Raw genomic sequence first — 20,335 nt, forward strand, 5'->3', positions numbered from 1 at the left:
AATTATCAATACAGTAAAGTCGCTAAATTCCAGCCGCAGTTGTACATACAGGGAAAATGGGACAGGTATTTTACACAGCAAGGATAGGAAGGACAAATTATAAGCAATACAGAAGAATTTTTTGTTTGCCAGGACAATACAAAAATATACTATTTTCTGGTTGCTATATCCGCCTGAATCCCCTGAATAGTCCTCGCCCAGGGCTTCAGCTTAGCAAGCGCTGAAGGTAATGACGCACTGGCAGCATGAGCCGCATCCCGGTCTTTATATTGTCCATAGACTACCACATACCAGGGCTTATCCTTGTAGCGGGTCTGAAACATATAAAATTTCTGGGGCTCTGCCTGAGCACGGATAAACTCCTCCGCACTTGTTTTCATGCCTGCCCCCAGCATTTGCAGGGTATATCCACTGGCAGGCCAGCGCATCAGGTTTTGCTCAGCCTCAGTCAAGCTGTTTTCGACCGTAATGGTCGATTTAACGACAGCCGCAGGCTTAACCTTAACCGGGTCTGCTTTTGCTACTATAGCGGGTTTAGGCTGGGTAGCAACAGAGGCAGCTGCTTTCTCAGTTACAGGCGTAGTAGGTTTAACGCCCGGCTCAACCTCAGCAGTGATACCAACCTCAACCCGCGCCAGAGAGGCGCCAGCATCAGCAGACTGTCGATCCGGCTGAGCAACAGCGGCTTTATCGGCTGCGGTTAACGATACCTCAGTATCAGACATCACCACCGGTGGCTCAACATTTATCACCTGATCCGTAGCTTCGGTAACATCGATCGTCGGCACACCAGGCGTTGTCACCGGCAATGTATCTCCTCCAGTAACAACCTCCGGTGCAGTTTCGATCGGCACCTGAATTTGCACCTGAGTACGGGTAGTTCCGGTATCACTCTCAGGCCAGTATTGCCATAAACCCACGACCAGCACAAGCAGCAACACAGCGGCTATGCTGGCAAGGTGCATCCGGCTAAATCCGGAGGTATCGCTGACTTTATTAACTGTACCTGAGCGAAACAACACCTCAACCTGTTGATTAAGGCGTCCAGGATACCCTCCGGACGTGTCGTAAACCGCCTGTAACTGCTTCTCTGTCAGAGACGCTGTAGCACTATAACGTTGCAGCAAATAATTTTTTGCTTCGCCATAGGTGAACGGCTCAAGGATCAGCTGATGAACCTGTGACTCAAGCAGCGCATATTCATCGAATGATTCTAAACGCCCCAAAAAGCGCTCTCCCGCAGCCATCAGCAGATGCGGCTTTAGCGGTAGCCCTTGCGCTTCGCTGAGCATCTGTAACAGCAACTGGATGACCGGATTCTCCAGTTGATCAGCATTATCGATAATGATAACCCATTGAATATGTTCAACGGCCATGACCTGAGCAAAGCTGTATATAGCGTTCAGCATCTGCTGATTATCAGCCTGAATATCGAGTTCGGGACTCAGCTGTTGACTCAGGGAAACCAACACCCCGTGCAGATTGTGAGTTTTAGCGCCATCAACAGCACAAAGTCTTAGCGTCCGATCACTCTCGACGGCCTGCAGCTGCCGAATCAATACCGATTTTCCCGCCCCCTCAGGCCCGGTGACCAGCAACAGAAAATCACTGAAGCGGCTCAGATGCTCTAGCTTTTCAAGAAGCTGCAAGCGTGATGGAGGTTCAAAAAAGAAATTCTTCCGCTGTTCTGCATGGGCAAAAGCATCGGCCAGGGCACTAACACCATCTCTTTTAGACTCGTCCATCGGCACGTCCCATTATGATGTGAAGTGGGATAAAGTTTGCTGTAATGCTAGCGGATTAAACTGATCAGTGACCACTGCGTTCCCCAGTCCATGAAGCAAAATTAACCGCAGCTGTCCATCGATAACCTTCTTATCTACAGCCATCAGCCTCATATAGTCCTCAGGTGTCATCCCCGCAGGTGACTGGACCGGGAGATTCGCAGCTTGCATGATCCGCTCAACCCGCTGAAAGTCCTCCCTGCTGATCCAGCCAAGACGCTGGGAAAGGTCTGCGGCCATCATCGTACCAACCGCCACAGCTTCACCATGAAGCCAGTTACCATAGCCCTGACAAGACTCTATGGCATGTCCGAATGTATGCCCCAGATTCAAAAGCGCCCTCACTCCGGACTCTTTTTCATCCTGCGCCACCACTTCAGCTTTTAACTCGCAGGAACGATGGATCGCATAACTCAGCAGGTCAGCATCGCGACCCACAAGCCCTGACATATTAGCCTCCAGCCAGTCGAGAAAGTGCTGATCATAGACGAGACCATATTTAATCACTTCAGCTAACCCAGCCGATAACTCCCGATCAGGAAGTGTACCCAGCACATCAACGCTGGCCAGAACAACCTGCGGCTGATGAAATGCACCGATCATGTTTTTTCCGAGCGGATGATTAACCCCGGTTTTGCCACCGACAGAGGAGTCAACCTGGGAAAGTAGTGTCGTAGGAATCTGAATAAAATTAACACCACGCTGATAACAGGCGGCGGCAAAGCCGGTCATATCACCAACAACACCACCACCCAGTGCAATCAGCGTTGTAGTTCGGTTATGTCGACACTGCAATAACCGATCATAAACAGCATTCAACTGCTGCAGTGTTTTATACTGCTCGCCATCCGGCAAAACCACCTCATCAACCTGCAGCCCAGGCAGCACTGCTTTCAACTGATCAAGATAGAGCGGTGCAACGGTTTCGTTACTGACAATCAGAACCTGATTACCCCTGATATAGGGTAGCAGATTTTCTGTGCGGAACAGATCGGTTCCAATAAAGATAGGGTATGAACGATCACCAAGATCTACATTCAGGGTTTGCATGGAGGGCTTATCTCTACTTAAGAATTTGCTGTGCGCGAAGCTCCGCCATTATATCAGTAACCACCGCTTTCGGGTTACGGCGTTCAGTATCAATAACAACATCCGCCACTTGCAGATAAAGAGGATGACGCTGCTCCATCAGTGTATTTAGCACAACTTCGGGGTCAGGGGTTTGCAATAACGGCCGATTTTTATCCCGGGCAGTTCGCTCCAGCTGTTGAGCAACCGATGCTTGCAGATAGACAACCGTGCCTCGCCCTTGCAGATTTGATCGATTTTCCGGACGCAACACAGCACCACCGCCGGTGGCCAACACCAGATTATCCTCTGCACTCAATAGATCAATAACATGGGCTTCACGGTCACGAAATCCTGCTTCACCCTCAACATCAAAGATCCAGGGGATATCCGCCCCAGCCCGTTCTTCAATAACTTTATCTGAATCGACAAACCTAAGTTTCAGCTCATGAGAAAGAAGACGCCCTATGGTGCTTTTTCCAGCTCCCATAGGGCCAATTAAAAATATGTTCAATACAACAACCTTACTGAGCTGACAGCGACTCGCGTACCAGCTTAGGCGTAATAAAAATCAGCAGTTCAGTCTTAGTATTCGACTTCGATTTATTGCGGAATAGAGCACCAAGTACGGGCACATCACCCAGCAACGGAGTTTTATTAACTGTATCAGAAGTTTGGTTCTCAAAAACCCCTCCTAGTACAACTGTCTGTCCATCAGGTACAACAACTGACGTTTCCAAGGTGTTTTTAATGAGCGCAATCTCACCATTTACAGTTTCTTCACTAACCGAATCTTTTTTAATTACCAGATCCATTGCTATTCTGTTACCGGGATTGATTCGGGGCGTCACTTCCAAAGATAACACCACATCCTTGAACTCAGTATCCCTGTTACCATCCTGATCTGTGGTCGTATAGGCTATCTCTTTACCCGACTCGATCATGGCTGCTTTACCATTGGTGGTCATAATCTTCGGCTGTGAAATCACCTCTATCTTACCATCAGTCTCAAGCGCTGATAATTCAAGCTGCAGCAGCCCTGTATTTGAAGCTAAGCCGATCGCAACAGACGCAGGAGAAGGAACACCTGCACCAAGGTCAACCATTAAACCACTCGGAACCGCTCCAGGGGAAGATACGCCTGAAATAGAACTACCGATGGAAACCGCATTTCCAGACGAGTCCGTATCGCCATAGCCCAACCCCCACTTAACACCCAGATCTTTTGATACAGTGGTGTTAGCGGTTACCAGACGGGCCTCAATCAATACCTGCGCAACCTCAGAGTCAAAACGACGCAGGGTTGAACGAATTTCTTCAATCCGCTTGGCTGTTTCACGCACCATCAGCACATTGGTCTCATCATCAGCGAGCAAAAACCCCCGCTCCGAAACCAGCTTTGCCTCATTCAGACGGGACACCATATCAGAGGCCTTTCTGAAATCCACCTGGATAAACTCCGTACGCAACGGCGCCAGCTCCTCAACCTGTTTATTGCTCTCCAGCTCCACCCGTTCACGCTCGGCAATCTCTTCTGCTGTACCGATCAGCAGCACATTACCCATCTCACGCTTATCAAGCTTATTGGTATTAAGAATCAGATCCAGCGCCTGATCCCAGGGAACATTTTTCAAGCGTAGCGTGATATTACCACCCACGTTATCACTGACGACCAGGTTCATCTCTGCGACTTCCGCGAGGATCTGTAATACAGAGCGAACTTCAACATTCTGAAAATCCAGATCGATCCGTTCTCCTGTGTATGGGAAACGCGCCTCTTCAATCTTATCCAGCTCTTTCTGCGTGATTGGCTTCAGATCGACAACCAGCTGGCTGTTGGTCTGATAAACCATGTAGTCATAGGGCTCAGCTGAGGGTTTAATCAGAATCGATACGTTTTCGCCTGTCGCCATTGAATCGATAAACATCACGGGAGTGGCAAAATCCTGAACATCAATACGGTTCTGCATACTGGGAGACAGATCTACCCCCAGCAGATTAACCACAACGTTATTACCCTCTTCAATAACATCGACACCCGCATGATCATCAGACAGAGAAACTACCACCCTGCCCGCGCCTTCTGGTGTACGCTCAAAATCAACACCATTTACACGGGTTTTATCGGATACGACAGGTTTGGCTTTTGAGTCTGCGGCAACTGTTTTGCTGACCTTAGTCACTTCCTGCTTAGCCATACCACGATCACCGACAGTCAGAAACAGACTATTGCCATCGGCTCGGGTTTCAAAAGCAGACGCCTCAAACAAGTCAACAACCACTCTCAGCCGACCAGCAACCTGAGCAAAGTTAATCTTATCAACATTGCCGCTCTCAACCGTTAGCAGGCGGGTATCCTGAGTATTTTCAACGCCCCACATGTCCAGCACAACCCGGGCAGGACTGCTGGTCATATAGGACTTAGGCAGTGAAGGAGGCGAATCAAAGTCGAAACGCACCTCAAGCTTATTGTCAGGCAGCGCAACAAAAGACGACGCCATTAGTTTTGCATCAGCGGCTAACGCATTGAAAGCCAGCATCCACAACCCGATGACTATCCCCGCCACCTTAGCGAGTGCGGAGTAAGTCAGTTTACCCGCCTGAATATTCTTATTCACAGTATTCACCATCATCGTCATCAATCCATCACCACGCTACGGGGACGTCGCATCCAACCACCCCGGCCGTTTGTAACAATCTCAATAAGCTCAACATTATCACTGCTAACAGCAACTACTTTGCCGTAATCCAGCCCCATATAATCACCGACAGATACCCGGTGTACTTCTCCCTTCTTATCCTTGATCAACGCCCAGCGCGAGCCATCCGCACTCATATTGATGCTGCCAACCATGGAAAGATTATCCAGCGAAAACGTTTCAAGATAGGTCTTCTCACGGTCAAGATCCGGCTTGATGCCATTGTCGCTCTCAGCAGCAACACCCTCTTCGGTATCAAATGCTGCAACTGAAACTAACGGTTTAAAAGGGCTGCGCATGCTCGCCCCCTCATAGACAAAGCTATGATAGGGCTTAAACTCCGGCAGAGGCTCGACCTTTTTGGTCTCTTTCTGTTTCTCCTGCGCAACAAAACTACGCAGATCACTAACATCCTCAATCCAGACGCAACCGCCCAGAAAAAAGGGAACAAGAATCAGAAAACGCACAAGCTTACTTGGTATCATCATAGCGATAAGTCTTTGCACTAATTGTCATATCCAGCTGGCCTCCAGCTGGAGTTATACTGTAGTCATGCAGGGTTACAATCCGGGGGATTGCCGCGACACCACTGACAAACTGCCCCATCTGGTGATAAGTTCCACTCACCTTAATATTGATCGGCAACTCAATAAAGATCTCATTCCGTTTCTCCCCGCCCAGCGAAATGGACTGAATATTCAGACCACTTGAACGACCTATCTCTGTAATATCTTCTAACAGACCGGGCACTTCCTTCTCTGTCGGCAACTGTTTGAGCAGTTCAGAAAAGCGCCCCTGCACATCCTTCATCTGTTCACGTAGCTGATCAAGACTGGCAACCTGTGAGGTTTTACCCGATATTTGTTGCTTCAGACCGTTTTCCTGGCTCACTTCCCGGGCAAGACTCTTCTCTTTATCGGTAATATAAAGATAGACACCTGCACCCACCACCAGAGAGAAAACCAGCAAATAGGTAATAATCTTAACGCCAATCGGCCAGTTACCAGCCATATTGAAATCAAGGTTGTCCGCATCAAACCCTTTAAAACTGTTTTTTAACGCATCCATTGCCATATCAGTTCACCTCTTCCAGCGAGGGTTTCAACACCGGCACAGTCAGATTGAATTTCTTCATATTGCCATCATTCGCCACCGTTGACAGGTTAGGCTCACCAAACCAGATACTGGCGTAAATATGGCGCATCAGAGCCGAGACATCATCACTTTTCTCTGCACGACCCGCCAGGTTAATGGTATCGCCGGTACGGCTCAGGGACTGATAGTAAACACCGTCAGGCAGCACACGCACCATCTCATCAAAACTTCTGACGATCAGAGGACGGGTTCCCTGTAACTCCTGAATCGCATTTAAGCGTGCAATCAGTCGGGCTCGTTGTTGCTTCAAGTCTTTAATATCGGCCAGCTGTTTATCCAGCTGCGCAATCTCGCTACGTAAGTAGTTGTTGCGAGTTTTTTGCCTGTCTGTCTGCATATCGATATAAAAGCCGATCAGGAAAACCACCACAGCAGCAAAAAATGCAGCAGCAACCAGATTCACAACAAACTGCTTCTGCCTTTCTGCAGACTGCTCTTCGCGCCAGGCCCTTAAATTTATCTTTGCCATAGTCGCTACCCTTCAAAACTTCGTAATGCAAGACCACACGCTTTTACCAGAGTAGGAGCATCCTGGCTTAGCCGTCCTGCATTGATTTTCGAATCTAAGTCCATCCCGACAAACGGATTAGCGACTTCAACCACCACACCAACCTCTGCCTGCATCTGTTCTGCCAGCCCGTCAATCGCAGCCGTACCACCAAGAATGTAAAGCTTACTCAGCTCATTATGGGGACCCGAAGAATAGAAAAATTGTAATGATCGGGAGACCTGTTGAGAAACGGTACTGCGAAACGGCAGAACGACACTCTGTTTTAATTCATCAGATAGTTCGCCGCTACGTAACAGGTGTTCGACTTCACCCGCTTCCAGGCCCGACTGCTGGTGGATAATATTGCTCAGGTCATTGCCACCAAACGCCTGCTCACGGTCATAAACGATTTTGCCGTTTTTAAACACGTTGAGAGTAAGAGTTGACGCTCCGATATCAACCAGCCCGATAAGCTGATCGGTGGTATCCTCATCTCTATCCAGTAATGATACCACGCGCTCTGTAGCAAAACGGTCGACATCAACCACTTCACACTTCAGACCACTACTGTTAATTGCATCTTCACGCATCTCAACATCATCGCGACGACAGGCTACCAGCAAAATATCATTAAGCTCCGGGCTTCCCTCAGCAGGGCCAAGGACTTCGAAGTCAAGCGCTATTTCGTTCAGAGGATAGGGAATAAAACGATCAGCTTCGAGCTTAATCTGTTCCTCAAGCTCAAAATCGGTAAACGCATTACTCAACTGCAGCGTCTTCGCAATGACAGCAGAGGAGGGGACTGCAGCAACACAGGTGGTCAGCCCACCGCCACAAATTTTCAACCCCTTTTCAACAGCTTCAGATACCTGACCAATATCCTGAATACTGCTCTCTATAACAGCAGATGAAGGTAAAGGCACAATCGCGTATGAGTCAAGACGAAGTCCCTTCCCCCGCTTAGAGAGTGCCACCATTTTTATTGAAGAGGAGCCGATATCTATGCCGACCCATCCTTTTTCCTGTTTGCTAAGAAAGCTGAGCACAGTAAATTATCCTTAAAAAATCCCGCATAAACCGAGCGTCATTGACTCTAGCGCGGTTTCATCAAAAATTAAACCACTGTTTCACTAGTGGCTGACACTTTCTTACAGATATAATAACTCGGCAACAAAAAACTTAACTTTAAATAACTTAACATGAAACTATTGACATCGTTACTAAAGATCGGCCTTAAACTCACCATACTGGGCGGCTTTATCGGCTGCCTGGCACTGGCCGCGGCGTATTTTTACTATGCGCCCAAGCTACCCGATGTCGAAACACTGCGGGACGTGCAGCTGCAGACCCCACTAAGAATCTACTCTGAAGACGACAAACTGATTTCAGAGTTCGGCGAGAAGCGCCGCTCGCCTATTAATTTCCAGCAGATTCCCCAGAACTATGTCAATGCACTGCTGGCGGCGGAAGACCGAAACTTCTTCGAGCATATCGGAATCGACATCAGGGGCCTCTTCCGGGCCGCCTTCCAGCTTGCCAGCACAGGTCAGATCCAAAGTGGCGGCAGCACCATTACCATGCAGGTTGCAAAAAACTACTTTCTCACCAGAGAGCGCTCTTTCGACCGCAAGTTCAATGAGATATTACTCTCGCTCCGAATAGAACAGGAACTGACGAAAGAGGAGATTTTCGAACTCTACATCAACAAGATCTATCTGGGTCATCGTGCCTATGGCATACAGGCTGCAGCCAATATTTACTATGGCAAGGACATCGACCAGCTGAATCTGGCGCAGATAGCCATGATTGCAGGCCTTCCTAAAGCACCCTCTGCATACAACCCAATAACCAACCCCAGTCGCGCACTAGAGCGCCGCAACTGGATACTCAAGCGGATGCACAGTCTCAGTTTTATCAATGATGAAGACTATGAAACCGCTAAAAATGAACCAATTAGCGCAGAGTATCACGGCACACCAATTGAACTATATGCTCCGTATGTCGCTGAAATGGTTCGCAATGAGTTATATCAATACTTTGACGAGAGTTTATACACAAACGGTTTCCGTGTTTACACCACGCTCAACAGCAGCATGCAGGCCGCAGCCAACCAGGCCGTTGAAGATGGTTTGATTGCCTATACTGAACGACACGGTTACTTCGGCCCGGAAAAGCCTGCAGCGGTGACGCAACTTACTCAGGAAAACATCAGCAACAGCCTGGCGCAGCAGCGCACCTTCGGCTCATTACAACCGGCAATAGTGATCAGTACAGACAAGCAACAAGCCGAGGTCTATATCAAAGACCACGGCCCGGCGACGCTATCATGGGATAATCTGCAATGGGCGCAGCCTTACAAAGGCCCGAACAGTCGCGGCAGCGCCCCCAAAGAAGCCGCTGATATTTTCGCCCCCGGAGATCTGATAAGGGTTCGGGATATCGGTGAAAACAACTGGCGACTGTCCCAGATCCCCCGGGTAGAGGGAGCTCTCACCGCACTATCCCCCAAAGATGGAGCGCTAAAAGCACTCGTCGGCGGTTTTAATTTCAACCATAACAAATTTAACCGGGCCATTCAGGCACGACGCCAGCCTGGATCTAATCTCAAGCCGTTTATCTATGCATCAGCATTAGAGCAGGGCTACACCCCCGCCACCCTGATTAACGATGCGCCAGTGGTGTTTCATGACAGCAACCTGGAATCTAACTGGAGGCCGGAAAACTACAGCAAAAAGTTTTATGGTCCGACCCGCTTGCGTGAAGCCCTCTATAAATCCAGAAACCTCGTTTCAATTCGCATTCTGCGTTCGATCGGCATCGATACTGCTACCGAATTCTTAACCCGCTTTGGCTTTGACAAAGAGCGCCTGCCTAACAACCTTTCACTCTCCCTGGGCAGTGCTGATATCACCCCTCTTGAACTGGTTACCGGCTATGCAGGCCTCGCCAACCAGGGCTTCAAGATCAATCCGTACTTTATCAGCCGGATTGAGGATACTGAAGGCAATATCCTATACCAGGCCCAACCAACAACCGTCTGTGCTGAATGCCAGTATGTCTCAGATCAGTCAGCCCCACCCGCTGATTTCAAGCTTGTCAGACTCGAACTGAAGGGCACTTCAGCCACAGACAACTCACCCCAGACACCTGCTCAGCAAACCGATCAACCGCTACAAGAACAGACCGACAGTCAGTATAGCGGCCAACAACTGACAAACCTTCCTGTAGCTAAACGGATTATGCAGCCACAAACAGCCTACATGATCTATAGCATAATGCAGGATGTTATCGCCCGGGGTACCGGACGGCGCGCCCTGGTACTTGAACGCTCAGATCTGGCAGGCAAAACCGGCACAACAAACGACCAGAAGGACGCCTGGTTCTCAGGATTCAACAAAGATGTCGCAGCCACTGCCTGGGTCGGTTTCGACCAGCCATCAACCCTTGGCCGCAGCGAATTCGGAGGCACTGCAGCCCTGCCAATCTGGATTGAGTTTATGGACATAGCACTGGCCAACACCCCTGATCAGCCCATTGCCAAGCCAGAAGGCATAGTGAGCATCAGAATTGACCCCAAAACAGGTCTGCTAGCCTACCCCGGACAGGAGGACGCTATTTTCGAAATTTTCCCTGAAGCCAGCGTACCCAAAGACACCGCACGCAACCCGGCACTATCCAACTCGAGCGGCACTACCCGGACGGAAGAGATTTTCTAACAATACACTGATGTAAATTCTGAAATCAGCAACTGTGCACAGATTTCAGGCATAAAAAAACCCGACTATGTCGGGTTTTCTTTTTGCTTAGCTACCGCTTAGCGATTAAGCAAAGCCGCAACGGTTGTCAGCGGGTAATGTGCAGGCAACGGCAAACGGGCAACGCCAGAATCAATCGCCGCCTGAGCAACCGCCTGAGATACCACACCCAGAAGACGGGAATCGGTTGGCTTAGGAATAATATACTGAGGACCAAACGCCAGAGCATCCAGTTCATAAGCATCCAGAACATCCTGAGGAACAGGTTCTTTAGCCAGATCAGCCAGAGCACGTACCGCGGCGGCCTTCATCTCTTCATTGATAGCCGTTGCACGAACATCCAGCGCGCCACGGAAAATGAACGGGAAGCCGAGTACGTTATTAACCTGGTTAGGATAGTCTGAACGACCCGTCGCCATGATCACATCATTACGGATGGAGTGAGCCAGCTCAGGTTTAATTTCAGGATCAGGGTTAGCACAGGCAAATACCACAGGGGTCGGCGCCATTTTAGCCAGCTGCTCACCGCTTAGCAGATTCGGACCGGACAGACCAACAAAGACATCAGCCCCATCAATTGCGTCATCCAGAGTACGCTTATCAGTTTCAGACGCAAACGCCGCTTTCTCAGGCGTCAGATTTTCACGACCTGAATGAATAACACCGGTACGGTCGATCATGTAGATGTTCTCGACCTTCGCACCCATGTTAACCAGAAGCGTCATACAAGCGTGAGCCGCAGCACCCGCACCCAGACAAACGATCTGAGCATCTTCCAGCTTCTTACCAGCAATCTCCAGAGCGTTGATCATACCAGCAGCCGTTACGATCGCTGTACCGTGCTGATCATCATGGAAAACCGGGATGCTGCAACGCTCAATCAGCGCGCGTTCAACTTCGAAACACTCTGGCGCTTTAATATCTTCCAGATTGATACCACCAAAGGTATCAGCAATACGGGCAATCGTGTCGATCAACGCTTGCGGGCTTTCAGAATCAACTTCAATATCGACAGAATCGATTCCGGCAAACCGCTTAAACAGCAGCGATTTACCTTCCATAACAGGCTTGGACGCCAAAGGACCCAGATCACCCAGACCCAGAATAGCAGTACCGTTAGTGATAACAGCAACAAGGTTGCCCTTAGCTGTATAGCGATAAGCATCGTCAGGATTTGCTGCGATAGCACGCACAGGTTCGGCAACACCAGGACTGTAGGCCAGAGCCAGATCACGGGCAGACTCAGCAGAAGTAGTCAGTTCTACACTGATCTTACCCGGGCGAGGAAACTCGTGATAATCGAGTGCAGCTTGTTTCATATCTTCAGACATGGTCGCGGTTCCAACTTTAGTTATAAGAAATTCGGAGATCGAATCATATAGAAAAGACTCATGACGCTCAACAGACAAAACAGCTCATATCTCTGAAAATTTATCGATATTCAGTGCATTTTCTACTACTTTTGCGGGAGTACACAGAATTTACGCAAGAATAACCGTGCAAATAAAGTGAATCTACCCAGTTATATGACACTTTTATATAAATCTGTCTAAATTGAGCAGAAACAAAAAAGGCACCCCAAAGGGTGCCTTTTTCCACGATACGAAATCGTTTACTTAGTAATACCACGTCCGCCGAAACGCTTGTTGAAGCGATCAACACGACCACCGGTAGTCGCATCTTTCTGTTTACCGGTATAAAACGGGTGGCACTGGCTGCAAACATCGATGTGAATATCTTTGCCAACAGTTGAACGTGTTTTAACAACGTTGCCACAAGAACAGCTTGCACTGATCTCAGAGTATTCTGGATGGATATCTTTTTTCATCGGAAACCTCAGTTGTTTTGTATGCCGCCACCCGATCTCTTGCCGGGCACCGCATGCAGGCAATTAAGCCTATAGGATTAAGGCCGGGCATTATACGCACAGTTTTCACCCTCAGCAAGCATTTATACAATCGAACAATAACCACTGGTTAACAGCGAAATCAAAAAGACATACACTACTACATCTGCCCCTGATGTGAGCCACCCTTGCTATGCCTTACCTTCGTCTGGCCATCCCCTCTCCACTGCGTCGGCTGTTCGATTACCTGCCTCCGCAAGCGTGCGATTCCGCAGCGCTGATACCCGGTGTACGGGTGCAGGTGCCGTTTGGCCGCAGAGAGGTAACCGGCGTGCTGATTGAAGTTGCAGAGAGCACTGAGGTGCCGCCGGATAAGCTGAAGTCCGCCATTGCAGTGCTCGACACAGCACCTCCGATGCCCGGCTCGATTTTAAAGCTGGCACGCTGGGCCGGTAACTATTACCAGCACCCCCTCGGTGACGCATTAAGCCAGGCCCTGCCCGTTCTGCTACGCAAAGGAGAGCCCTGCGAATATGCCCACCAGCACCTGTGGCGGGCAACCGCTGACGCCGATATTGCGCAACTGGGCAAAACCGCTGCACGCCAGCGGGAACTGTTGTTGCTGCTTCAGGAACACCCCAGAGGCATCAGTGAAGATGCAATACGCGCAGAGGGCGGGCAAACCTCACTGTTGAAAAAACTGACCGAGAAAAATCTCGCCGAATCCTTTATCCACAAACCCAACACGGATCATCACAGCGATCAGCCTCTTCATGAAGTACCGCTGACACTCAACAAAGAACAACAGCAGGCGGTCTCGGCAATAACCGCGACGAAGGGTTTCAAACCCTTTTTACTACAGGGGGTCACTGGCTCCGGAAAAACCGAAGTCTATCTCCAGGCAATAGAACATTTTGTTCGCCAGGGTAAACAAGCCCTGATACTGGTGCCAGAGATCGGCCTGACGCCACAGACCGTTGCGCGCTTCAAAGCACGCTTCAATCTGCCAGTTATGGTATTGCACTCGAATCTGACCGACCGGCAACGGCTCGATGTCTGGCTACAGGCCAGAGAGGGAGTTGCCCGCATTATTATCGGCACCCGCTCGGCCATTTTCACCCCATTACTGAATCCCGGCATCATCTTTATCGATGAGGAACACGACACCTCCTTTAAGCAGCAGGACGGATTTCGCTACAACGCCCGTGATCTGGCCGTTATGCGCGGTAATTTTGAGCAGATCCCGGTAGTACTGGGCACCGCCACCCCCGCCATCGAAAGCCTGTATAACGCGCAACAGGGGCGTTATCAGTGGTTGAAACTGAATCAGCGTGCTGGCAACGCCCTGCCGCCAACATTTGAACTACTGGATATCCGCCAACTGCCACTGGCAGACGGTTTATCCACCCCCCTGATTCAACAGATTAAAAGCCATCTGCAGCAGGGCACCCAGGTGCTGATATTCCTTAATCGCAGAGGCTTTGCCCCCACACTGATGTGCCACGATTGCGGCTGGCTGGCCGATTGCCGCCGCTGCGATGCGCACATGACCCTGCATCGCAAACCCTATCACCTGCACTGCCACCACTGCGATAGCCAGCGCCCCGTGCCAGTTATCTGCGACCATTGTGGCAGCACAGAGCTCAAGCCGGTCGGCGCAGGCACGGAACGCACCGAAGAAGCATTGCAAAAGCTGTTCCCTGAATTTCCGGTCATCCGCGTTGACCGGGACACCACCCAGCGCAAAAACGCGATGCAACACATTATGGACCGGGTACATCAGGGGCTGCCCTGCATCCTTATAGGCACGCAGATGCTGGCAAAAGGGCACCATTTTCCTAAAGTCACGCTGGTGGCCATTCTGAATGCCGACAGCGGCCTGTTCAGCGCTGACTTCAGGGGGATGGAGCGCACCGCTCAGCTGATTCTTCAGGTGGCTGGTCGAGCTGGCAGAGCCGATCATCCGGGCAAAGTGGTCATGCAGACTCACCATGCTGACCACCCGACGATCACCAGCCTGGTCAGCGAAGGTTATCAGGCATTTGCCGAACAGGAACTCAGTCAGCGGATCTCCGCCCAGCTGCCGCCATCGATGCATTGTGCGATGTTCCGGGCGGAAGCCAGCCACCAGGGAGTGGCCGAGCGTTTCCTGCGCAAACTCAGAACCCTGCTTGAGGAGGATATTCTCCAGCCCCAGGGGGTGCAATGGATCGGACCACTGCCCTCGCCAATGGAGAAACGTGCCGGTCTGTTTCGTGCTCAGCTGGTACTTCAGAGCCGTGACCGTAAAGCACTGCATCAGCAACTACACAGCCTTATCAGTGCAGTCGAAAGCGACCCGGATGCGCGCAAAGTCCGCTGGTCGGTGGATGTCGATCCGGTGGATATGTTTTAGCCACAAATAACGGTCACGGGGGTTAACAAAGGCCGGTTGAAAAGGGATAATACGCGGTCTTTTCTACAGACAACTGCGTAGTCGGCTGAGTTTTTATAATTTTTTTATACTTTCACCAGCGAAAAAACCTGCGTACTTGAGTCTGGCCCCTGAATTTAACCCGGTATCTTTTGAGCATGAAACAACATATTGCGGACCTGATTAGTACTGCCCTGACCTCGCTGATCGAAGATGGCACCCTGCCTGCCGACACTCAGCCTTCGATCATGGTAGAAAACACCCGCGACAAGTCTCACGGGGACTTTGCCTCAAACATTGCTCTGACACTGGCTAAAGCCGCTAAAACCAATCCCCGCGAGCTGTCACAAAAGATCTGCAACGCGCTGCCCGCCTCTGAAAATGTTGACAAAACAGAGATCGCCGGCCCCGGTTTTATTAACTTCTTTGTCAGTGATGCCTCGACCGGTAATCTGATCAGAACCATTCTGCAGCACAAGAGCAACTACGGCCGCAACAACGACGGCGCTGGGAAAAAGGTGCAGATTGAGTTTGTCTCTGCCAATCCGACCGGCCCTCTGCATATCGGTCACGGTCGTGGTGCAGCGGTCGGCGACTGCCTCAGCCGCCTGATGGAAGCGACCGGCTGGGACGTCACCCGCGAGTTTTATTACAACGATGCCGGCGCCCAGATCAACAATCTGGCACTCTCAGTACAGGCACGCTGCAAAGGACTGACGCCGGAAGATCCGAGCTGGCCTGCCGATGGCTATCGTGGCGATTATATTACTGAGCTGGCGGAAAGCTTTATGCAGGGCGACACCGTCGCCTCAGCAGATCAGCGCTTCACCGGCACTAAAGATGCCGACGATCTGGAGGCGATACGCCACTTTGCCGTGGCCTATCTGCGTCATGAGCAGGACCTTGACCTGAAAGCGTTTGGCGTCGACTTCGATATCTATTTCCTCGAATCTTCGCTGTACACCGAAGGCAAAGTGGAAGAGGCCGTACAAGCACTGATCAAAAACGGCTACACCTACGAAGAGGGCGGCGCGCTGTGGCTGCGTACCACCGATTTTGGTGATGACAAAGACCGGGTAATGCGCAAGACCGATGGCGGCTACACCTACTTTGTGCCCGACGTTGCTTACCATATGAACAAATGGCAGCGTGGCTTCGACACCGTTATTAATGAACAGGGCGCCGACCACCACAGCACTATCACCCGCGTCCGTGCAGGCTTGCAGGCACTGAATGCCGGCATCCCTAAAGGCTGGCCGGACTATGTTCTGCATCAGATGGCCACCGTTATGCGCGGCGGCGAAGAGGTTAAAATATCCAAACGGGCTGGCAGCTACCTGACCCTGCGCGACCTGATCGATGAAGTGGGCCGCGATGCCACCCGCTTCTTCCTCGCGGCACGCAAATCCGACAGCCATCTGAACTTTGATATCGACCTGGCACGCTCGGAATCAGCCGACAACCCGGTCTACTACATCCAGTATGCCCACGCACGGGTCTGCTCCATCTTCCGCAAGTTAGCAGAAAACAACCTGCAGTGGGATGAAGAGACGGGGCAGAACGCTCTGGGGCGGCTGGAGCTGGAATCAGAGAAGCATCTGACTATCAAGCTGGGACGCTATCCGGAAGTGGTGAAACGGGCTGCGGATGTACGTGAACCTCACCTGGTCGCCACCTACCTGTATGAACTGGCCAGTGATTTCCACACCTATTACAACTCAGAGAAGACCCTGGTGGATGATACCGACCTGCGCAACGCCCGACTGACACTGGCGGAAGCGGTACGCCATGTACTGGCCAACGGTCTTGATCTCATGGGCGTTAGCGCTCCAGAGCAGATGTAACAGGGCAACCACCAATGGCACGCAAAGATTACGCAAAGAAACGCAACAGTGGCACGGCAGCCAGCCGCACGACCCGCAGCAACACGCGGGCTAAGAGCGTGCCGGTCAAAAAGCCGTTTCCACTGATACGCACAGTTATCAGCGTCGTCTTTCTGGTCGGTTTTGGCTTTGCCCTGTGGCAGCTGACCGCCGTTAAACCTGACAACAGCGCCAGCGGGAAAACAACCCAGGCAGAAACCACACCGACGGCGAAAGCGAGCACACAACCTGCAGCGAAGCCGGTAGCTAAAACAGCAACAAAAACTGAATCCACGGCACCAAAACCAGCCCAACCGGTCACGAAAACAGAAACCAAAGCCACGGTTAAATCGGCAGTACCGGTCGAGGAGTCTGAACGCTTTGATTTCTATCAGATCCTGCCTGAAAGTGAAGTCGATACCGCCAATGTCGAACCCTATAAATCGACCCCCAAGGATGCCAAATCAACCCATATTTATGTCGTCCAGGCGGGCTCTTTCAAAAATCAGGCGGATGCAGAACAACTACGCGCACGGCTGATTCTGGAAGGCCTGCCCAATGTCAAAACCCACCGGGTTACCAATAGTAATGGCAGCATCTGGTATCAGGTACTGTCTGGCCCATTCGAAAATCGCTCGATGCTCAGTAAAGCGGAAGACCGGCTGGTACGGATGAACATTCAGCCCTTAGTCCGGCAGATTGACTAAATCCTTGCGTCATCGGATCTTCATAACCTTGAAATAACCTGCTGCGATCCCATATCTATACTCATTGCAAATTGAGTACATCTATTTCGGGAAAACACACCCATGACCACAATTGTTTCAGTACGTCGCGGCGACCAGGTGGTTGTCGGCGGTGACGGCCAGGTTTCTCTTGGCAACACCGTAATGAAAGGCACCGCCCGTAAAGTCCGCCGTCTGGCAAAGCACGACGTTATCACCGGGTTTGCTGGCAGCACCGCCGATGCTATCACCCTGCTGGATCTGTTTGAGCAGCAACTGGAGAAACATCAGGGCAATATTTTCAATGCCGTGGTCAGTCTGGCGCGTGAATGGCGCGGTGACCGGGTATTGCGCAAACTGGAAGCACTGATGTTAGTGGCCAACAAAGATAAGACCTACCTTATCTCTGGCAGTGGCGACATCATTGAGCCGGAGGACGGTGTTATTGCCATCGGATCCGGCGGCAACTACGCGCTGGCAGCCGCCCGCGCACTGGTGGCCAACAGCGAACTGAATGCACGGGATATTGTTGAGAAAAGCCTGCTGATCGCAGCGGATATCTGCGTCTTCACCAACGCCAACCTGACTATTGAGCAGCTGCAGTCCACCGCAGCCTGAGCCCGACAGCACAGCAGAGAGAACTACCGATGTCCAATATGACACCCCGTGAAATTGTTTCCGAACTGGATCGCCACATCGTCGGCCAGGCCGATGCCAAACGCTCGGTCGCCATCGCCCTGAGAAACCGCTGGAGACGGATGCAGCTTGAGCCTGAACTGCGCGCTGAAGTATCCCCCAAGAACATCCTCATGATCGGCCCGACCGGTGTCGGTAAAACCGAGATCGCCCGCCGCCTGGCAAAACTGGCTAACGCTCCATTTATCAAGGTGGAAGCCACCAAGTTTACCGAAGTGGGCTATGTTGGCCGTGATGTAGAGACCATTATCCGCGACCTGATGGATATGGCGATCAAGATGCTGCGCGTGCAGGCGATGGATAAAGTCAAGTTTCGCGCCGAAGATGCCGCAGAAGAGCGCATTCTTGATGCGCTGCTGCCCCCGGTCCGGCCAACGGGCTTCGACGACCAGCCGGAGCAGAAACCGGACAGCGCCACCCGACAGCTGCTGCGCAAACAGCTGCGTGAAGGCAAACTGGATGACAAAGAGATTGATATCGACCTGAGCCAGACAGCGATGGGCGTGGAGATCATGGCCCCTCCCGGCATGGAAGAGATGACCAGCCAGCTGCAAAGCATGTTCTCCAATCTGGGCAACAACAAAACCAAAAGTAAGCGCATGAAGGTGAAAGACGCGCTGAAACAGGTGATTGATGAAGAAGCCGCGAAGATGGTCAATGACGATGATCTGAAACAGATGGCGATCGATGCGGTTGAGCAAAACGGTATCGTCTTCCTTGATGAGATCGATAAAGTCTGTAAGCGTGAAGGCACCGGCGCCGATGTTTCCCGGGAAGGGGTTCAGCGTGATCTGCTGCCACTGATTGAAGGCAGCACCGTGTCCACCAAGTACGGCATGATCAAAACCGACCATATTCTGTTTATCGCCTCGGGCGCGTTCCATCTGTCGAAACCATCCGATCTGATTCCTGAGCTCCAGGGGCGTCTGCCGATCAGGGTTGAGCTGAAAGCGCTGACACCTAACGATTTCCGCCGCATTCTTACCGAGCCAAACGCCTCACTGACCGAGCAGTATCGTGCCTTGCTGGCCACCGAAGGGGTAACGGTTGAATATACTCAGGATGGTATCGACCGGATCGCTGAACTGGCCTTTCAGGTGAATGAGAAAACCGAGAATATCGGTGCCCGTCGCCTGCACACCATGATGGAACGACTACTGGAAGAGATCTCCTTTACCGCCGCCGACAATGCGGGTCTGACAATTAATGTCGACCGCGCCTATGTTGACCGCTATCTGGCAGAACTGAGTCAGGATGAAGATCTCAGCCACTATATCCTTTAATCATCCATGTGGCGGGGCCTCAGCGCTCCGCCAGCGGAGTCTGTTATGGCTGCACCACTGCCGAAAGATATTAAGCTTCACGCAAAATCGAAAACCCTTGAGCTGATTTACAGTGATCAGGAGCGTTATGAACTGACTGCAGAGTATCTGCGGGTTCACTCACCATCTGCTGAAGTTCGTGGCCATGGTATTGGCAACGGCACACTGCAAACCGGTAAACAGCTAGTAGGCATAAAAGGGCTGGAGCCTGCCGGCAACTACGCCCTGAAAATCATCTTTGATGACGGCCATGACAGCGGTCTGTATACCTGGGAATATCTCTACGACCTCGGGCGCAACCACGATAGCTACTGGAACCGCTACCTTGCCGCACTTACCGATGCAGGCAAAACCCGGCACGGTAATATGATCGCCAAAGGATAAACAGCCCCTGCAACCTCTGGTCATACTGAATCCGGCATTTTATTTAGCCAGATCAGTTGATGATGTAAGAGTAAAGACAATTGCCGGTGGCAAAGGTAGAATGCGGCAACGCGAATTATGCAGATTACAGGTTTCC

17 protein-coding genes are annotated in these 20,335 nt (G+C 51.2%); 7 read left to right on the forward strand and 10 right to left on the reverse strand.

From position 1 onward, the window contains the following. Positions 1 to 149: 149 nt before the first annotated feature. Genes ACQY8X_RS13990 through pilM form a run of 8 tightly spaced genes read right to left on the reverse strand, consistent with a single transcriptional unit; the run spans position 150 to position 8,242 of the window. The gene (locus ACQY8X_RS13990) at positions 150 to 1,745 is read right to left on the reverse strand and encodes an SPOR domain-containing protein (RefSeq protein WP_428035756.1); all 1,596 of its coding nucleotides are present in this window, start codon (positions 1,743 to 1,745) and stop codon (positions 150 to 152) included. A 12-nt stretch (positions 1,746 to 1,757) separates the two neighbouring features. Continuing rightward, positions 1,758 to 2,834 carry a 3-dehydroquinate synthase gene (gene aroB / locus ACQY8X_RS13995; protein WP_428035757.1) on the reverse strand — a complete coding sequence of 359 codons (1,077 nt, stop codon included), beginning with the start codon at positions 2,832 to 2,834 and terminating at the stop codon, positions 1,758 to 1,760. Between the two features lie 13 nt (positions 2,835 to 2,847). Beyond that, positions 2,848 to 3,366, reverse strand: coding sequence for a shikimate kinase AroK (aroK, locus tag ACQY8X_RS14000; RefSeq protein ID WP_428035758.1), 519 nt, complete (start codon positions 3,364 to 3,366; stop codon positions 2,848 to 2,850). 10 nt (positions 3,367 to 3,376) lie between these two features. Beyond that, the gene (pilQ, locus tag ACQY8X_RS14005; protein WP_428035759.1) at positions 3,377 to 5,485 is read right to left on the reverse strand and encodes a type IV pilus secretin PilQ; all 2,109 of its coding nucleotides are present in this window, start codon (positions 5,483 to 5,485) and stop codon (positions 3,377 to 3,379) included. A 5-nt stretch (positions 5,486 to 5,490) separates the two neighbouring features. Next, a complete protein-coding gene (locus ACQY8X_RS14010; protein WP_428035760.1) occupies positions 5,491 to 6,039 on the reverse strand; it encodes a pilus assembly protein PilP in 549 nt (182 codons plus the stop codon). Further along, positions 6,023 to 6,625 (reverse strand): type 4a pilus biogenesis protein PilO, encoded by a 603-nt coding sequence (locus tag ACQY8X_RS14015; RefSeq protein WP_428035761.1) that lies wholly within the window; start codon positions 6,623 to 6,625, stop codon positions 6,023 to 6,025. Before ACQY8X_RS14015 ends, ACQY8X_RS14010 begins: the two co-directional genes overlap by 17 nt. Before the next feature lies 1 nt (position 6,626). Next, positions 6,627 to 7,175: a PilN domain-containing protein gene (locus ACQY8X_RS14020; protein WP_428035762.1), complete on the reverse strand. Its 549-nt coding sequence runs from the start codon at positions 7,173 to 7,175 to the stop codon at positions 6,627 to 6,629. Between the two features lie 5 nt (positions 7,176 to 7,180). After that, entirely contained in the window at positions 7,181 to 8,242 is a 1,062-nt protein-coding gene (pilM, locus tag ACQY8X_RS14025; protein WP_428035763.1) for a type IV pilus assembly protein PilM, read from the reverse strand. A 153-nt stretch (positions 8,243 to 8,395) separates the two neighbouring features. Here pilM and ACQY8X_RS14030 point away from each other — a divergent pair, with 153 nt between their 5' ends. Then, positions 8,396 to 10,912 carry a penicillin-binding protein 1A gene (locus ACQY8X_RS14030; protein WP_428035764.1) on the forward strand — a complete coding sequence of 839 codons (2,517 nt, stop codon included), beginning with the start codon at positions 8,396 to 8,398 and terminating at the stop codon, positions 10,910 to 10,912. A 98-nt stretch (positions 10,913 to 11,010) separates the two neighbouring features. Here ACQY8X_RS14030 and ACQY8X_RS14035 read toward each other — a convergent pair whose 3' ends face one another. Both ACQY8X_RS14035 and rpmE read right to left on the reverse strand, forming a co-directional pair. Beyond that, the gene (locus tag ACQY8X_RS14035; protein WP_428035765.1) at positions 11,011 to 12,282 is read right to left on the reverse strand and encodes a malic enzyme-like NAD(P)-binding protein; all 1,272 of its coding nucleotides are present in this window, start codon (positions 12,280 to 12,282) and stop codon (positions 11,011 to 11,013) included. A 281-nt stretch (positions 12,283 to 12,563) separates the two neighbouring features. After that, complete coding sequence (gene rpmE / locus ACQY8X_RS14040) at positions 12,564 to 12,779, reverse strand: 50S ribosomal protein L31 (RefSeq protein WP_299201224.1); 216 nt, start codon at positions 12,777 to 12,779, stop codon at positions 12,564 to 12,566. 211 nt (positions 12,780 to 12,990) lie between these two features. On the opposite strand from rpmE, the gene ACQY8X_RS14045 reads away from it, so the two are divergent. The 6 genes from ACQY8X_RS14045 (at position 12,991) to ACQY8X_RS14070 (ending at position 20,199) form a co-directional block, all read left to right on the forward strand. After that, positions 12,991 to 15,192 carry a primosomal protein N' gene (locus ACQY8X_RS14045; protein WP_428035766.1) on the forward strand — a complete coding sequence of 734 codons (2,202 nt, stop codon included), beginning with the start codon at positions 12,991 to 12,993 and terminating at the stop codon, positions 15,190 to 15,192. A 176-nt stretch (positions 15,193 to 15,368) separates the two neighbouring features. Further along, the gene (argS, locus tag ACQY8X_RS14050; RefSeq protein ID WP_428035767.1) at positions 15,369 to 17,054 is read left to right on the forward strand and encodes an arginine--tRNA ligase; all 1,686 of its coding nucleotides are present in this window, start codon (positions 15,369 to 15,371) and stop codon (positions 17,052 to 17,054) included. A gap of 14 nt (positions 17,055 to 17,068) precedes the next feature. Continuing rightward, a complete protein-coding gene (locus tag ACQY8X_RS14055; RefSeq protein WP_428035768.1) occupies positions 17,069 to 17,779 on the forward strand; it encodes an SPOR domain-containing protein in 711 nt (236 codons plus the stop codon). Between the two features lie 102 nt (positions 17,780 to 17,881). Beyond that, the gene (gene hslV / locus ACQY8X_RS14060) at positions 17,882 to 18,415 is read left to right on the forward strand and encodes an ATP-dependent protease subunit HslV (protein WP_428035769.1); all 534 of its coding nucleotides are present in this window, start codon (positions 17,882 to 17,884) and stop codon (positions 18,413 to 18,415) included. 29 nt (positions 18,416 to 18,444) lie between these two features. Beyond that, positions 18,445 to 19,776, forward strand: a complete 1,332-nt coding sequence (gene hslU / locus ACQY8X_RS14065; protein ID WP_428035770.1) for an ATP-dependent protease ATPase subunit HslU — start codon at positions 18,445 to 18,447, stop codon at positions 19,774 to 19,776. A 45-nt stretch (positions 19,777 to 19,821) separates the two neighbouring features. Then, positions 19,822 to 20,199, forward strand: a complete 378-nt coding sequence (locus ACQY8X_RS14070; protein WP_428035771.1) for a gamma-butyrobetaine hydroxylase-like domain-containing protein — start codon at positions 19,822 to 19,824, stop codon at positions 20,197 to 20,199. The last annotated feature ends 136 nt before the right edge of the window (positions 20,200 to 20,335 follow it).

This window comes from Amphritea sp. (assembly GCF_050300915.1).
GTDB lineage: Bacteria > Pseudomonadota > Gammaproteobacteria > Pseudomonadales > Balneatricaceae > Amphritea.

Bases quoted from the DNA above. Each gene is read 5' to 3' on its own strand.
- ACQY8X_RS13990 (WP_428035756.1), bottom strand. From the start codon at position 1,745: ATGGACGAGTCTAAAAGAGATGGTGTTAGTGCCCTGGCCGATGCTTTT.
- aroB (WP_428035757.1), bottom strand. From the start codon at position 2,834: ATGCAAACCCTGAATGTAGATCTTGGTGATCGTTCATACCCTATCTTT.
- pilQ (WP_428035759.1), bottom strand. From the start codon at position 5,485: ATGATGGTGAATACTGTGAATAAGAATATTCAGGCGGGTAAACTGACT.
- ACQY8X_RS14010 (WP_428035760.1), bottom strand. From the start codon at position 6,039: ATGATGATACCAAGTAAGCTTGTGCGTTTTCTGATTCTTGTTCCCTTT.
- ACQY8X_RS14015 (WP_428035761.1), bottom strand. From the start codon at position 6,625: ATGGCAATGGATGCGTTAAAAAACAGTTTTAAAGGGTTTGATGCGGAC.
- ACQY8X_RS14020 (WP_428035762.1), bottom strand. From the start codon at position 7,175: ATGGCAAAGATAAATTTAAGGGCCTGGCGCGAAGAGCAGTCTGCAGAA.
- ACQY8X_RS14030 (WP_428035764.1), top strand. From the start codon at position 8,396: ATGAAACTATTGACATCGTTACTAAAGATCGGCCTTAAACTCACCATA.
- ACQY8X_RS14035 (WP_428035765.1), bottom strand. From the start codon at position 12,282: ATGTCTGAAGATATGAAACAAGCTGCACTCGATTATCACGAGTTTCCT.
- rpmE (WP_299201224.1), bottom strand. From the start codon at position 12,779: ATGAAAAAAGATATCCATCCAGAATACTCTGAGATCAGTGCAAGCTGT.
- ACQY8X_RS14045 (WP_428035766.1), top strand. From the start codon at position 12,991: ATGCCTTACCTTCGTCTGGCCATCCCCTCTCCACTGCGTCGGCTGTTC.
- argS (WP_428035767.1), top strand. From the start codon at position 15,369: ATGAAACAACATATTGCGGACCTGATTAGTACTGCCCTGACCTCGCTG.
- ACQY8X_RS14055 (WP_428035768.1), top strand. From the start codon at position 17,069: ATGGCACGCAAAGATTACGCAAAGAAACGCAACAGTGGCACGGCAGCC.
- hslV (WP_428035769.1), top strand. From the start codon at position 17,882: ATGACCACAATTGTTTCAGTACGTCGCGGCGACCAGGTGGTTGTCGGC.
- hslU (WP_428035770.1), top strand. From the start codon at position 18,445: ATGTCCAATATGACACCCCGTGAAATTGTTTCCGAACTGGATCGCCAC.
- ACQY8X_RS14070 (WP_428035771.1), top strand. From the start codon at position 19,822: ATGGCTGCACCACTGCCGAAAGATATTAAGCTTCACGCAAAATCGAAA.